Annotated in this window: 9 protein-coding genes; 5 read left to right on the top strand and 4 right to left on the bottom strand. The window is 69.7% G+C overall.

Features of this window, described 5'->3' with window-relative positions:
* The first annotated feature begins 28 nt into the window (after positions 1–28).
* The 3 genes from UAJ10_RS13075 (at position 29) to UAJ10_RS13065 (ending at position 3401) form a co-directional block, all read left to right on the top strand.
* Positions 29–1888, top strand: a complete 1860-nt coding sequence (locus UAJ10_RS13075) for a L,D-transpeptidase family protein (protein ID WP_322915746.1) — start codon at positions 29–31, stop codon at positions 1886–1888.
* A gap of 273 nt (positions 1889–2161) precedes the next feature.
* A complete protein-coding gene (locus UAJ10_RS13070) occupies positions 2162–2839 on the top strand; it encodes a peptidoglycan L,D-endopeptidase MepK (RefSeq protein ID WP_322915745.1) in 678 nt (225 codons plus the stop codon).
* 124 nt (positions 2840–2963) lie between these two features.
* Positions 2964–3401 carry a hypothetical protein gene (locus tag UAJ10_RS13065; RefSeq protein WP_322915744.1) on the top strand — a complete coding sequence of 146 codons (438 nt, stop codon included), beginning with the start codon at positions 2964–2966 and terminating at the stop codon, positions 3399–3401.
* A 116-nt stretch (positions 3402–3517) separates the two neighbouring features.
* Here the strand turns inward: UAJ10_RS13065 and UAJ10_RS13060 are convergent, their stop codons facing one another.
* From UAJ10_RS13060 to UAJ10_RS13050, 3 genes are all read right to left on the bottom strand, one after another.
* Complete coding sequence (locus UAJ10_RS13060; RefSeq protein ID WP_322915743.1) at positions 3518–4792, bottom strand: dicarboxylate/amino acid:cation symporter; 1275 nt, start codon at positions 4790–4792, stop codon at positions 3518–3520.
* A 248-nt stretch (positions 4793–5040) separates the two neighbouring features.
* Complete coding sequence (locus UAJ10_RS13055) at positions 5041–5559, bottom strand: hypothetical protein (protein ID WP_322915742.1); 519 nt, start codon at positions 5557–5559, stop codon at positions 5041–5043.
* A gap of 37 nt (positions 5560–5596) precedes the next feature.
* Positions 5597–7888 carry a sensor histidine kinase gene (locus tag UAJ10_RS13050; RefSeq protein WP_322915741.1) on the bottom strand — a complete coding sequence of 764 codons (2292 nt, stop codon included), beginning with the start codon at positions 7886–7888 and terminating at the stop codon, positions 5597–5599.
* A 325-nt stretch (positions 7889–8213) separates the two neighbouring features.
* Here UAJ10_RS13050 and UAJ10_RS13045 point away from each other — a divergent pair, with 325 nt between their 5' ends.
* On the top strand, positions 8214–10166 hold the full coding sequence (locus UAJ10_RS13045; protein WP_322915740.1) for a sensor histidine kinase: 1953 nt from the start codon (positions 8214–8216) through the stop codon (positions 10164–10166).
* A gap of 64 nt (positions 10167–10230) precedes the next feature.
* Here the strand turns inward: UAJ10_RS13045 and UAJ10_RS13040 are convergent, their stop codons facing one another.
* Positions 10231–10578 (bottom strand): arsenate reductase family protein, encoded by a 348-nt coding sequence (locus UAJ10_RS13040; protein ID WP_322915739.1) that lies wholly within the window; start codon positions 10576–10578, stop codon positions 10231–10233.
* Between the two features lie 182 nt (positions 10579–10760).
* Between UAJ10_RS13040 and UAJ10_RS13035 the strand changes: the two genes are divergently transcribed.
* Positions 10761–14213: an SIS domain-containing protein gene (locus tag UAJ10_RS13035; RefSeq protein WP_322915738.1), complete on the top strand. Its 3453-nt coding sequence runs from the start codon at positions 10761–10763 to the stop codon at positions 14211–14213.
* Positions 14214–14223 lie beyond the last annotated feature (10 nt).

Genomic DNA, 14223 nt, shown 5'->3' with positions numbered 1-14223 from the left:
CGCCCAGGCGCGCGACCTGGCGGACCTGATGAAGGATCGCTTCCCCGTGACGCAGGGCGAGGCGACGCCGGACGACAGCGACCAGACCGTGCTGGCGCGGTTCTACCGCGGCCGGGGGCTGAAGCCCCTGTGGGTGGAACATGGCGAGGCCAACGCCGCCGCCCGCGCCGTTCTCACCGTCCTGGGCCATGCCGACGAGGATGGGCTGAACCCCAACGACTACGCCCCCGCCAGCCTGACGGCGCAGCAGGGCCATCTGGACAGCCCCGAGGCGCAGGCCGCGTTCGAAACCAACCTGACCCTGGGCCTGGTGCACTATGCCAGCGACGTCTCGGTGGGCCGCATCATCCCCACCCTGGCCGACCCGGAACTGGTCATCGACCGGCCGCCATTCGACCGGGCGCAATTCCTGGGCGGCGTCGCCTCCGCCACGGACCTGGGCGCCCTGCTGAGCAGCCTGGCGCCGCACCGGCCGGAATACGCCGCGCTGAAGGCGGCCCTGGCCCATTATCGCCAGATGAAGGCCGCCGGCGGCTGGCCCACCATCCCGCCGGCGCCCAAGGCGCCCCCGGCCCCGCCGCCACCGCCGGCCGATCCCACCAACCCCGCCGCACCCGCGCCCAAGCCGGAAAAGACCAGCGATGCGCTGAAGCCCGGCATGGTCGACCCGCGCGTGCCGGCCCTGCGGGCCCGCCTGGTGGCCACGGGCGAGGCCAAGCCCCTGCCCAGCCCGCTGCCCAAGGGCACCAATGCGGAGCTGTACGACGACGCCCTGGCCACGGCGGTGAAGGAATTCCAGCGCCGCCAGGGGCAGGAACCCGACGGCGCCATCGGCAAGCGCACCCTGGTGGAACTGAACGCCACGGTGGACCAGCGCATCAACCAGATCATCGTCAACATGGAACGCTGGCGGTGGGAGCGGGAGCCGGCGGACCAGCCCTACCTGGTGGTCAACCTGGCCGACTACACCCTGTCGCTGATGCGCGGCATGGACGTGCAGATGACCATGCGCGTGGTGGTGGGGGCCCCCTTCACCCGCACGCCCGTGTTCATCGGCAACATGAGCTATATGGAGCTGAACCCCTACTGGTACGTGCCGACCAAGATCGCCAAGGAAGAGATTCTGCCCAAGCAGAAAAAGGACCACAGCTACGTCGTCAAGAACCACTACACCCTGCTGTCGGACTGGACGTCCAACGCGGTGCCGGTGGACCCCAGCAGCATCAACTGGGCGACCGTGACGGAGCGCAACTTCCATTGGCGGGTGCGGCAGGACGCGGGCAACGACAATTCGCTGGGCCGCATCAAGTTCATGTTCCCCAACAAGTTCGACATCTACCTGCACGACACGCCGTCCAAGCGGCTGTTCGAGCGGGCGGTGCGGTCCTTCAGCCATGGCTGCATCCGGGTGCAGGATCCGCCGGCCCTGGCCCTGGCCATCCTGGCGCTGACCGACACGCCAGGCTGGCCGGAGGAGAAGCTGCGGGCCGAGATCGGCGGCGACAGCCTGAAGCACCAGACGATTCGCCTGAAGAATCGCCTGCCGGTGCACATCACCTACATCACCACGGTGACCGACCCCGACGGCGGCATCGACTTCCGCACCGACGTCTATGGCCGCGACGCCCGCGTGCTGGCCGCCCTGAACGGCCCCCGCCCGCGCAAGCCGGTGGTGCCCGCCGCCGTGCCGGCGGCCGCGCCCACGCCGGGCAGCGCGCCCAACGCCGCGCCGAACACCGTGCCGGCCGCGTCCGGCGACGCGCCGAAAGCGCTTGAGACTCCAAAGCCTTCGGTCCCGGGGGTGCGTACGGGCGCGACAGCCGCCCCGGCCACGGCGCCGGTGCCGGCGGCCGCCCCAGCGCCGGCGAATGCCAACCCTGCCCGCTGACGGACGAAGGCGCCCGCCCAATTGTGACCGTTTCGGAAGCGGTTGCAAAGGCGGACGCCAAGGCCGCCGCACGGTAGCGGTCATACGTTCATCAAATTTTTGCCTCATTTGGGCTTGCTTATTCACACCCCGTTGTCACAGACTGCAGCCCTGCCCTGCTGGTGACGCGGGACTGTGGCAAGACAGATGGGGACATCCGGAATGGACGAACGGCACGCCGCGGCGCGTTTGCTTACTATTGCCTGCGACGCCCCCAGTGCCTCTGACGCGTCCTTGGTTGCCTCTTCCACTCCCGCCCCGACCCGGCGCGGCCTGCTCGCCGGCTTCGCCAAGCTGGCCACCGGCGCCGCCCTCGTGGGGGGTGTCGCCTCCCCCCTGCCGGCGTTGGCCAAGGCCGCCGCCAAGCACCACGGCGGTGCCAGCCACGGCCACAGCGCCGCCCACGGCAACCTGATGCATGGCGACTGGTCCAACGCCCGCGCCGCCACCCGGCCCCTGTCGGACAATCGCCGCGTCCTGGCCTTCAACCACCTGCACACGGGCGAGAAGCTGAAGGTCACCTATTGGGCCGATGGCAAGTACCTGCCGACCGCCCTGCACGACGTGAACTCCATCCTGCGCGACTGGCGGACCAACCAGACCATCGCCATGGATCCCAAGCTGCTGGACCTGATGTTCCAGATGCAGCACCGCCTGCACACCAACGAGACCATCCAGGTCATCTGCGGCTACCGCTGCCCCAAGACCAACGCCATGCTGGCGGCCAACTCCGAAGGGGTGGCCAGCCACAGCATGCACATGGAAGGCAAGGCCATCGACCTGGACCTGGCCAGCAAGCCCCTGGCCCGCATCCGCCAAGTGGCGGTGGAGCTGAAGCAGGGCGGCGTCGGTTACTATCCCAAATCCAACTTCGTCCACGTCGACACCGGCCGCGTCCGCCAGTGGGCGTGAAGGCCCGGGGGCGTGATGGCCCGGGGGCGTGATGGCCAGGCCATGGGCCTAAGGACGGGGTTGTTCCCCTGCTTGCCGGCATGAGACAAACACCCCTCGCAAGACGTTGAGGGGAACGAGAAACATGCGCATGCGCCCGGCGGCACTGGCCGCCCTGATCATCGCCACCGCGTCCACAGCCGCCGCGCAGACCGCGCCCGCGCCTTTCACCGGCCGCGACCTCAGCGGCAGCTACGCCTGCACGGGCGTGGACGGGCATGAGGGCGCCTACACCTCCACCGTGACGCTGGAGATGGACAGGGCGCGGTCCCACGGGAAACGGGCCGGCTATCATTTCAAGATGGAGGTGCCGAATTACGGCACCTATCGCGGTGTCGCCACCGCCGACGGCGACGCCCTGGCCATCACCTTCGCGCACGAGGACCCGGCCACCCAGGACTACGGCACCGGCATCGCCACGGTGGGCCTGACCAAGGACGGCAAGGTGCGGTTCGACAAGTTCTATTACGAGGAAGCCTACAAGGGCGGGAACACCGGCACGGAAAGCTGCGTGCGCAATTGAGGCGCCTCCGATGAACGAACAGGCCCCGGATCGGTCGATCCGGGGCCTGTCGCGTTTCATCGCATGCTGTCTTGCTATCGGCCGGATTTGAAATCGGGCCGGCCCGATCCCAAGGCTCAGGCAGCGCTGGGTCCGTTCGCCAGTTCCCTGTGCAGGACCTCGGTATCCAGTTCCTTTTCCCACTTGCTGACGGCGATGGTCGCCACGCCGTTGCCCACCAGGTTGGTCAGGGCGCGGCATTCGCTCATGAAGCGGTCGATGCCCACCAGCAGGGTCAGGGAGGCGATCGGAATGTCCGGCACCACGGCCAGCGTGGCCGCCAGGGTGATGAAACCGGCGCCGGTGACGCCGCTGGCGCCCTTGGACGTCAGCATGGCCACCAGCAGGATGGTGACCAAGTGCCCGAAGGTCAGGTGGGTGTTGGTCGCCTGGGCCAGGAACAGGGTGGCCAAGGTCATGTAGATATTGGTGCCGTCCAGGTTGAAGCTGTAGCCCGAGGGGATGACCAGGCCAACCACCGGGCGGGCGCAGCCCAGGCGTTCCATCTTCTCCATCATCTGGGGCAGCACCGTCTCGGACGAGGAGGTGCCCAGGACGATCAACAGCTCGGCCTTGATGTAGTTGATGAAGCGCAGGATGGAGAAGCCACACAGCCAGCCGACGATGCCCAGGACCACCAGCACGAACAGCAGGCTGGTCAGATAGAAGCTGCCGATCAGCATGCCCAGGTTGATGAGCGCGGCGATGCCGTACTTGCCGATGGTGAAGGCCATGGCGCCGAAGGCGCCGATGGGGGCCAGGCGCACCACCATGTGGATGATGCGGAAGAAGATCTTCGACATGCGCTCGATGACCACCGTGGCCGGCTTGCCATAATCACCCAGGTGGGCGATGGCGAACCCGGTCAGGATGGCGATGAGCAGGACCTGCAGCAGGTCGCCGCCCCCCAGCGCGCCCAGATAGGTGTCGGGGATGATGCCCAGGATGTGGTCGGCCACGGTGTCCTTGGCGGCCTTGTCGACGTAGGTCGCCACCGACTTGGCGTCCAGGGTGTGGGGGTCGACGTTCATGCCGTCGCCCGGCCGGATGATCTCCCCCACCAGCAGGCCGATGACCAGCGCGAAGGTGGAGATGACCTCGAAATAGATCAGGGCCTTGCCGCCCACGCGGCCAACCTTCTTCATGTCGGTCATGGCGGAGATGCCGCTGACCACGGTGCAGAAGATGACCGGCGCGATCATCATCTTCACCAGCTTGATGAACCCGTCGCCCAGCGGCTTCAGCGAGGCGCCGAAGTTCGGCCAGATGCTGCCGACGATGATGCCCAGGATGATGGCGATGATGACTTGGAAGTAGAGGACCGAGTACCAGGGCTTTTTCACATGTTCCATGGGCACATCTCCCTTAGCCTCTTGTGACGAGGCGTGTTGCCGGGTCCCCATTTCCGATGCCCCAGGGACCCGCGGCCACACCATGGCCGTTAGGTGCGACAAGAAAGCAATTGCCAGGTGAGATCAAGGCTTAAGGCGGGCTTCCGGCCGCCGCTCCCCATGAAATTTTTCGACCGGTGCGCCCGGGACAACAGCCGGTCGCGGTCGCCCCTCCCCTTGGGCCTCGCGGCCGTTTTCACATTATCGTTTCAAAAGACGGTCAGTTGCGGCGGCGCCGTCTTCAGCAGGTTCTCCAGCCGCTCCACCACCTCTTCCATGTTCACGCGCACGCGGTCCAGCTCGTCCGCCGTCTTGTCGTCGATGCCGGCCTCGAACAGCATCATGTCGTAGTCGGCCAGCACCTTGGTGAAGGCCTCGCGCTCATGCTGCAGGATCTCATAGGCGCCCAGCGCGTGGACCAGCAGTTGCGGCGGGTTGCGGAAGAAGGCCAGGCTGACGCGGGTGAAGGCAGCGATGGACCGCAGGCGCATGCGGATGAGCCAGGACTTAAGTTCACGCGGCGCGTCCTTGGGACGGCTCTCGGCCTTGTCGCCGATGGTGAAGATCATGGCCTGGATTTCGTGATAGACGGCGCGCGCCTTCTTGTAGTCCGGGAAGGACTGGGCGGGGCGGCCGGACATTTGCTCGAAAGAGGTCACGGTGGACGACAGCGATCCCGCCAGCTCACGCAGCAGGGCGCCGTGGTTGACCTCCTTCTTCATGCGCATGGGGGCGACGTCCCTGTAACGGATCAGACGCCCCAGCTTAGCGCGCCAACCCCGTCGCCACCAGGGTATCCGGTGTATGGGGTCGGCCCGCGGCGTCCGCCGCCCTGTCGTCCCCGCGGGCGGCCAGGTCGTCGATCTCCAGATCCCGGCCCCGCAGGTCGGGCAGGACCAGGGTGAAGCGGGTACCGGCCCCGGCCTCGCTGGCCGCGGTGACCGTGCCCTTCAGGCGATGGGTCACCAGGTTGTAGACGATGTTGAGGCCCAGGCCCGTGCCGCCCGCCCCGCGCCGCGTGGTGAAGAAGGGGTCGAAGATGCGCGGCAGGATGGCCGCCGGGATGCCCCGGCCGTCGTCCTGGTACACCACCTCTGCCCCGCCGGCGTATCCGTCCGCTTGGGCGTCCCCCTGGTTCCCCGCGCCCTCCCCCGGCGGCAGGCGGCGGGCGGTGATGGTGATGCGGCCGCGCACGCCCGGCTCATAGGCATGGAGGATGGAGTTGGAGACGAAGTTGGTCAGCACCTGGGCCAGCAGGCCGGGATAGGTCTCCAGCTCCACCGGGCCATGGCAGATGACCTCCGCCGCGTGGCCGCTGCGGCGCAGGTTGGGCCCCAGGCTGGACACCACCTCCTCCATGTAGGCGCACAGCTCCACCCGCCGCCGCTCCTCCGAGCTCTGGTCGGCGGACACCTGCTTGAAGCTCTGGATCAGGCTGGCGGCGCGACCGATGTTGGACAGCATGAGGCGGGAGGATTCCGCCAGCTCGCCCATGAAGTCGGTCAGGTCGCTGCGGCGCAGGCGGCCGTCGCGCACCAGGTGGTCGATGGCCGTGACCCGTTCGGAAACGTGGGAGGCCGTGGTCAACGTCACGCCGATGGGGGTGTTGATCTCATGCGCCACGCCGGCCACCAGCTGGCCCAGCGAGGCCAGCTTTTCCGCCTGCACCAGCGCGTCCTGCGACCGTTTCAGCTTTTCCAGGCTGTCGCTCAGTTCCGCCGTGCGGGTGCGCACGCGGTCCTCCAGCTCATCATTGGCGCGGCGCAGGGCGGCTTCGCTGGCCTCCAGCGCCCGCTCGCGTTCCTCCCGCTCCTTGCCGATGCGGTAGGCGACACCGAAGGTCAGCAACACCAGGCCGATGGCATTGGGGGCGTAAAGCGCCGCCTCGGTCCAGATGGCGGCCGGCAGGACGCCGCTGGCGCGCAGTGACCAGACGACCGCCACGCCCACGATGGGTAGGAAGCCCAACAGGAAGAAGCGGGCGTTGACCGAGCGCCGCAGGTCGCGCACCGCCGCCGTCAGCGTCAGGACCGAGCCCAGCAGCGCCAGCGCCTGCGCGATGCCCGAGCCCCGCGCCGGATCCAGGTAATGCAGGGGCGTATCCAGGACCAGCAGGCCGGTGGACAGCAACAGCAGCCGGGCGATCCAGGGCTGTCGCCTTCTGAGATCCAGGAATTGCACCGCGAAGATCTGACCCACGGCCACGGGCAGGGTGCCCACCACCTCGCGGTAATAATGGCTGGCCAGGTCGGCCGGCAGGTGTTCCCAGGGATAGCCCAGCTGGCCGTAGATGTAAGCCAGGGTGATCAAGGCGTAGAACAGCAGGGTCACCCCCACCTCCACCCCCGCCATCACCACCAGGGCGAACTGATAGGCGGCGGCGATGATGAGGACGCCGAAGGTCAGGCCGTGCAGCAGGATGTCGCGGCGGTCCACCTGGGCCTGGGCGTCGCTGCTGCGGAGGTAGAGCGCGAAGGAGGCGAAGTAGTGCTCCACCCGCATGTACAGCACCGTGCGCCCCGGCGGCAGGGCCAGGGCGAAGACGGGATAGCGGTGGGGAATGTCCGTGCCCCGCGCCACCGCCCCCTCGGCCACGTGCCGCTGCGCCACCGGGAGCTGGCCGTCGCCGGAGAACATGTAGAGATCCAAGCTGCGGTAATAGGGATAGGCGAAGACCAACAGCCGGTTGATCGTGCCGTCGGTGGGGTTGTCCAGGGTGACGCGCGCCCAATAGGCCGAATGGGTGCGGGCGAAGCCCGGCGTATCGCGGGTGGCCGGGGTGAACCGGGACGCCGCCGGGCCGGACATGACGTCGGCCAGGGTCAGGTCCCGCCCCTTGTCCTCCAGCAAGTCCAGATGGCCGCCCAAGGACAGGTCCGGGCCATTCACCGTCACCGGGTTCGCCATCACCGTGGTCGCCGCCACCGTGGTCGCCGCCACCGGGTTCGCGCGGGCCCCAGGGGGCGCCAGCAGCGCGAGCGCAAGGAACAGCAGGACGGCCAGCATCGCCCGCAGGCGGCAGCCCATCCCGTCACGTCCCGCGCCTTGTCCCCGCACGCCCATCATCCGTCCGCTAATCCGTGGCTGGCGCAACCATGCCCTATCCAAGCTGGAAAGGCACGCCTTGCGTGTCCTGATGCTGCCAGGCACGCGCGAACCGTCAACCGGCCCCACCCTGTCACGCGCGAACCGCCCCGTTCCGGTCCCGGCCATCAATTGCCAGGCCCGCGCCCCCATGATAAGCGTCGCGGAAGGACGGGCCCGCCCTTTTCCGGGCGATGCCGGGACGGTCGGGGCCGGCCTGGCGGGACGAACAAGGCGGCGGGGCGCCCTTGGGCAAGACATGGCGGGACGGCGGGTCATGAGGCGGCTGGCGGATTGGATGAAATCCATTGGGCCGGGCCGCCTGATCAACATCTCGCTGGCCGCGGGCATCGCGCTGTCGCTGGTGTTCGTCCATGCCGAATTCACCCGGGGCCTGAATTCCCGCCGCGCTGAAATACGCCAGGCCATGGACACCCAGGCCATCGCCCTGGACGGCAGCCTGGCCGCCATTTCCGGCCGGGTGGAGCGCCTGCGGGAGTGGATCCGGCGCACGCTGCCGGCACCGCCGGCCGACGCCCCTCAACTGAACGTCTTCCTGGACGGTGTGGCCCAGGCGGACGCGGATGAGGTGCCGGTGCTGGATCGCGCCGGCCTGGCCGACGCCAATCCTCTGGACGGCCCCGCGCCCGCCGCCGTGCTGGCGCTGCCCGACCGGGCCCTGGCGCGCCATGAGGGGTTGTCGCGCCCCGACCGGGCCCACTGGCGGGCGGAGGTGGCCACCGCCGTGGCCCTGGCCCAGCAGCTGGCGCTGGATGTGCGCACCCAGCCGGGCCTGGGGCGCGGCTATTTCATCGCCACCTCCGGCTTGGTGGCGGTGGCGCCCTGGCGGCCCGCCGACAACGCCCACGGGCTGATGGCGGGCATCTTCGAGCGCGGCGCCTATCGCCTGTCCACCCTGGCCGCCAATCCGGCCGGCCGCGTGCTGTGGACGGAGACACCCAACCCGCCGCCGCAGGGGCCCGCATCATCGGGCGACACGCGGGATGATGCGCCGGCCCCGCCGCTGGCCACCGTCGCCGCCCCCATCGATGACCAGGGCCGTTTCCTGGGCGTGGTGGCCTTCGATCTCGATCCCGCCCTGCTGGCCCTGCCCACGGCCAATGCCGCCGCCGGCGGCGCCGTGCTGCTGCTGGGATCGGACGACCGCCTCCTGTCGGCGGCCGGCACCCCACCCGCCGACCTGTTCCAGCAGGGCCGGCCCACCCCCGTGGGCCTGGCGGCGGTGATGGGCAAGACGGCCGCCACGGCAGAGCACGCGGGCTACGTCATCACGACCCGCCCCCTGGCCAACGCCCCCTGGCGCCTGGTGCATGTGGCGCCGCGCGCCGCCCTCACCTGGTCGCTGGTCATGCACACCGCCGGGTCCATGGCCGGCTTCTCCAGCGTGCTGCTGGCGGTGGTGTTGCTGTTCAACATGGTGGTGCGGCGCATGGTGCGCTCGCAGGAACGCTCCGCCGCTGCGGAGCGGGAGGCGCGGGCGACCACGGAACAGGCCTTGGCCGAGCTGCGCGCCGCCCACGATGAGCTGGACTTCCTGAACCGGGAGAAGACGCGCTTCTTCTCCCTGATTTCCCACGATTTGCGCGGGCCCTTCAACGTGCTGCTGGGCATGACCAAGGAGCTGGCGGACTACGGCACCCGCATGGCGCCGGCCGACGTGGCCGACTTCGCCGCGTCGGTGCACCAGAGCGCCGTGACCGCCCATACCCTGCTGGACAACCTGCTGAACTGGTCGCGGGTGCAGATGTCGGGCACGCCCTTCAGCCCCTCGGTCATGCCGCTGGGCGAGGTGGTGGCCGCCGCCATCCATGACCTGGGCCCCACGGCCGACGCCAAGGGCATCCGCATCCTGGACGCCTCGGGCGACCGCCACATCCTGGCCGACCGCACCATGGTGCTGGCCATCCTGCGCAACCTGCTGGCCAACGCCATCAAGTTCAGCCACCCCAACCAGGGCGTCCAGGTGACCTCGCGCGCGCTGGGCGACCGGCTGGAGATCGCGGTGGCCGACAGGGGCATCGGCATGGCTCCCGAGCAGCTGGACCAGCTGTACCGCCGCGAGGCGCAGGACAGCCGCCCGGGCACGCTGGGTGAGGTCGGCACCGGCCTGGGCCTGACCCTGGTGCGCGACCTGGTGGCCCGCCATGGCGGCGTCCTGGCCCTCGACAGCCAGCCGGGCGTGGGCACCACCGTCAGCTTCACGGTGCCGCTGGCCACGGCGCCACGGTGAGCTTGTTTCCCCAGTCGCCGGACGCACCACGCTTCCGCCGCAATTGATCGCCAAAGCTGGCGGGTCAAAGAACCTCGGCCAGGCGCTCCACAGGGCGGCACAGCACGGCACCCTTGGCCGTCCGGGCGATGGGGCGCTCGATCAGGATGGGGTGTTCCACCATGAGGTCCAGCAGGGCCTCGTCGCTGAAACCGCCGGCGGGCTCACCGGCCAGGAGGTCGTCGTTGCCGCGACGGCGCAGGATGTCGGCCGGGCGGGCTTTCAGGGCGGCCAGCATGTCCACCAGGGTGGCGCGGTCGGGCGGTGTCTTCAGGTATTCCACCACCCGGACCTCATGCCCTCCGGCCTGCAGGTCGGCCAGCACCCGGCGCGAGGTGGAGCATTTGGGGTTGTGCCAGAGGATCACCGTCATGGACGCAGGCTCCAGGGCTGGAATGATGAAAGCGGGCACCATAGCCGCACGACCGACAAGAGGCCAACCGTCGGATTGGCAAGCGGAAGCCAAAACCGACGCGGTGTAACGTTACGTTTTCTGCCTTCCACCCCGGCCCCGGCCTGGACTATGACTGCGGTCTTGCTTGAGAGAGGTGAACGATGTGCGGCATCGCCGGTTTCCTGGGTAATCGCAACTGGACCCGCACGGCGGACCTTTCATGGCTGAAGGGCGTGGCTGAAGGGCTGGCCCAGGCAAGCGAACCCGCCGCCATCGACGCCGCCCTGGATGGTCTGGTGGCGCATTTCACCGACCTGATGGCCTTCCCCACCCACATGGCCGCCGTGGCCGACCCGGCCGCCGCCGCCCTTCTGACCGCGGTGGCCGACCGCATCGACGCGCTGGAGGCCATGCTCCGGTCCGGCGAGGCCGCCCGCGACGTGGCGGTGGAGCGCACCGCCGAGCGGCTGCGCGACTACGCCTGGCAGTTGCGGACCGAGGTGCTGGGCAACATCGGCCGCACCCTGGCCCTGCTGCCGGACGGTGCCGCCGCCACCCGACCGCAGCACGCCGTCGCCTGGGCCGCGGAACAGGTGCTGGAGAACCTGGACCGGCTGGAGGTGCGCGGCCGCGACAGCGCCGGCATCGCCCTGCAGATCACCATCGACCATCGCTACACGCTGGACGACCTGCCAGCGGCCCTGCGCGCCGGCGCCGCCGCGCGGCTCGCGGTGGGCGACCGGCATGAAGGCCTGGCCCTGCACGTCCTGCCCGACGGCCGCACCACCGTGCGCTTCACCTACAAGGTGGCCACCCTGATCGGCCGCCTGGGCGACAACGGCGCCTTCCTGCGCGGCCGCATGCGCGCCGACGCCGTGCTGTGGGCGGTGGCCCGCCACGCCGACGGCTTCAGCGCCATCGCCCATACCCGCTGGGCCTCGCATGGCGCCATCAGCCTGCCCAACTGCCACCCGCTGAACGCCCGCCTGGCGAACGAGACGGGCGCCGGCAAGGCCGCCACGGCGCTGGACGCCGATGCCGACGCCATGGTGGCCCTGAACGGCGACATCGACAATTACCGGGCCCTGACGGAAAGCGCCATCGAGGGTACCGGCCACGCCCTGCCCACCGACACCACCACCGACACCAAGGTCATCCCGGTGCTGTTCCGCCTGGAAGGCGAAACGGGCAACGGGGGCGGCAACGCCGACCGCTTCCTGGCCACCATCCGCCGACTGGACGGGTCCATGGCCATCATCCTGCAGCACCCGGCCGATCCGGAGCGCCTGCAGCTGGGCCAGAAGGGCAGCGGGCAGAGCCTGTTCGTGGCCGAGGTGAACGACGGCCTGATCGTCGCGTCGGAGAACTACGGCCTGGCGCCGCGCGCCCGCCGGTCCATTCCCCTGGCGCAGGTGGAGCGCGGCGGGCTGGCCGTCGTCCTGTCGACGGCGGCGGGCGAGCCGGCGCTGTCGGCCCGCACGGTGGATGACGGCGCCCCGGCCAGCCTGAAGGCCGACGCCATCGAGATCTTCTCCCGCGACATCTTCCGCGGCCGCCACGACCACTTCTTCGAGAAAGAGGTGCATGAGGCCCCGGCCAGCGTGCGCAAGACGCTGGCCGGCCGCTACCGCCGCCAGGATCGCCGTGTCAGCTTCGAATTGGGGGCCGGCGGCACCGACACCGGGCCATGGGCGGGCTTGCGCGCCCGCCTGGCCGACCCGGCCAAGCCGCCCATCCGCCGCATCCTGGTGACCGGCCAAGGTACCGCCGCCATCGCCGCCATGGGCATCGAGCATCTGATCCGCCTGGCGCTGGACAAGGCGCCCGTGACGGTGACCAGCGCCAAGGCCTCGGAACTGTCCACCAACCTGGACGGCAGGAGCCTGGACGACGCCCTGGTCATCGCCATCAGCCAGAGCGGCACCACCACCGACACCAACCGCACGGTGGACCTGGCCCGCGCCGCCGGCGCCTGGATCCACGCCATCGTCAACCGCCGCAACAGCCCCCTGGTGCGCAAGTCGGACAGCCACCTGTTCACCAGCGACGGCCGCGACATCGAGATGGCCGTGGCCTCCACCAAGGCCTTCTACAGCCAGGTGGCGGCCGGCAAGCTGACCGCCCTGTGCCTGGCCGACGCGCTGGGCACCCTGCCGCCCCAGCAGATCCATGACGAGATGGTGGCGCTGGAAGCCCTACCCCAGCGCATCCAGGAGGTGCTGGACGACGAGGGCGCCATCGCCGCCTGCGCCCGGGCCTACGCCCCGCGCAACCGCTATTGGGCGGTGGTGGGGAACGGCGCCAACAAGGTCGCGGCCGAAGAGATCCGCATCAAGCTGTCGGAGCTTTGCTACAAGTCCATCCCGGTCGACTACACCGAGGACAAGAAGCACATCGACCTGTCGACCGAGCCGCTGACACTGGTGGTGGCCAACGATCTGGCGCCCCTGCTGGCCCAGGACACCGCCAAGGAAGTGGCCATCTTCAAGGCGCACAACGGCAAGCCCATCGTCTTCGCCGCCAAGGGCGAGACCTGCTTCGCCCCCTATGCCGAGGCGGTGGTGCACCTGCCCTCCGCCGGCGCCGGCCTGGACTTCATCATGGCCACGGTGGCGGGCCACCTGTGGGGCTTCCACGCCGCCCTGGCCATCGACGCCGAATCCCGCCCCTTCCGCGAGGTGTCGGCGGTGCTGGACCAGGCGCTGGCCGATCCCGAGCGGCCGGTGACGCCGGTGGCCACCAGCCTGGCCGCCATCATCGACCGCATCGCCGACGGGCAGATGGACGCGGCCCTGCCGGCCAGTTACGCCGCCCGCCTGGCCAAGCTGGCCTCCGCCCTGCCCATGCTGGACACGCCGGGCGGCAAACCGGAGCGCACGGCCGTCATCACCCGGGGCCAGGACCTGCTGCGCCTGGTGTTCGAGGAGACGTCGCGCCCTATCGACACCATCCGCCACCAGGCCAAGACCGTGACCGTGGGCATCTCCCGCCCCGGCCGTGAGATCAGCCCCCTGCTGCTGGCGGCCCTGGCCGACCTGGGCGCCGCCCCCGCCGATTTGGCGGAGCCGGAGCGCCAACTGCTGATCGCCCTGTCCACCCTGGTCATCGGGGTGGAGGGCGGCGTGCGCTATCATCCAGCGGGCGGCCCAGGAAGTGAAGGCGCGGACGGCACGCCGCTGCTGCGGGCGGTGGAGCGCAGCGGGCGGGCCAAGGGCGTCGCGTCGCGCCATGACCAGCCGGCGCCGGCCACGGGCGGCAAGCGCCGCGCCCTGCGCCTGGGCCGGGGCATGCTGTCGGGCGGGGCCAGCGGCGCCCAGACCCTCGCGCTGTTGCCCCTGATGCGCGAGCCCAACTGGACACCGGATGGCCTGGTGCTGCTGCACCTGGCGCTGGTCAGCCAGGCCTCGCTGCAGCAGAAGATTGCAATATTGAAGGATTTGCGCCTGTACGAAGACCTGTTCGATGCCTACCATGAGGCCGGACAGGCGGACGCGGCCGGCGACGGGGCGGGCCCAGGGGGCGGTAAGGACGGTGGTTTCGCCGCCTTCCTGGAGAAGCTGGCCCCCCGCGACCTCATCCTGTCCACGCCCGCGGACCTGATCCGCCGGGCCTGAACTCGGGGTT

It is taken from the genome of Nitrospirillum guaranorum (genome assembly GCF_034653275.1).
In the GTDB taxonomy this organism is placed as follows: domain Bacteria; phylum Pseudomonadota; class Alphaproteobacteria; order Azospirillales; family Azospirillaceae; genus Nitrospirillum.
Note: the sequence above shows the minus strand (reverse complement) of the source record. Positions and strands in the feature narration are given on the sequence as shown.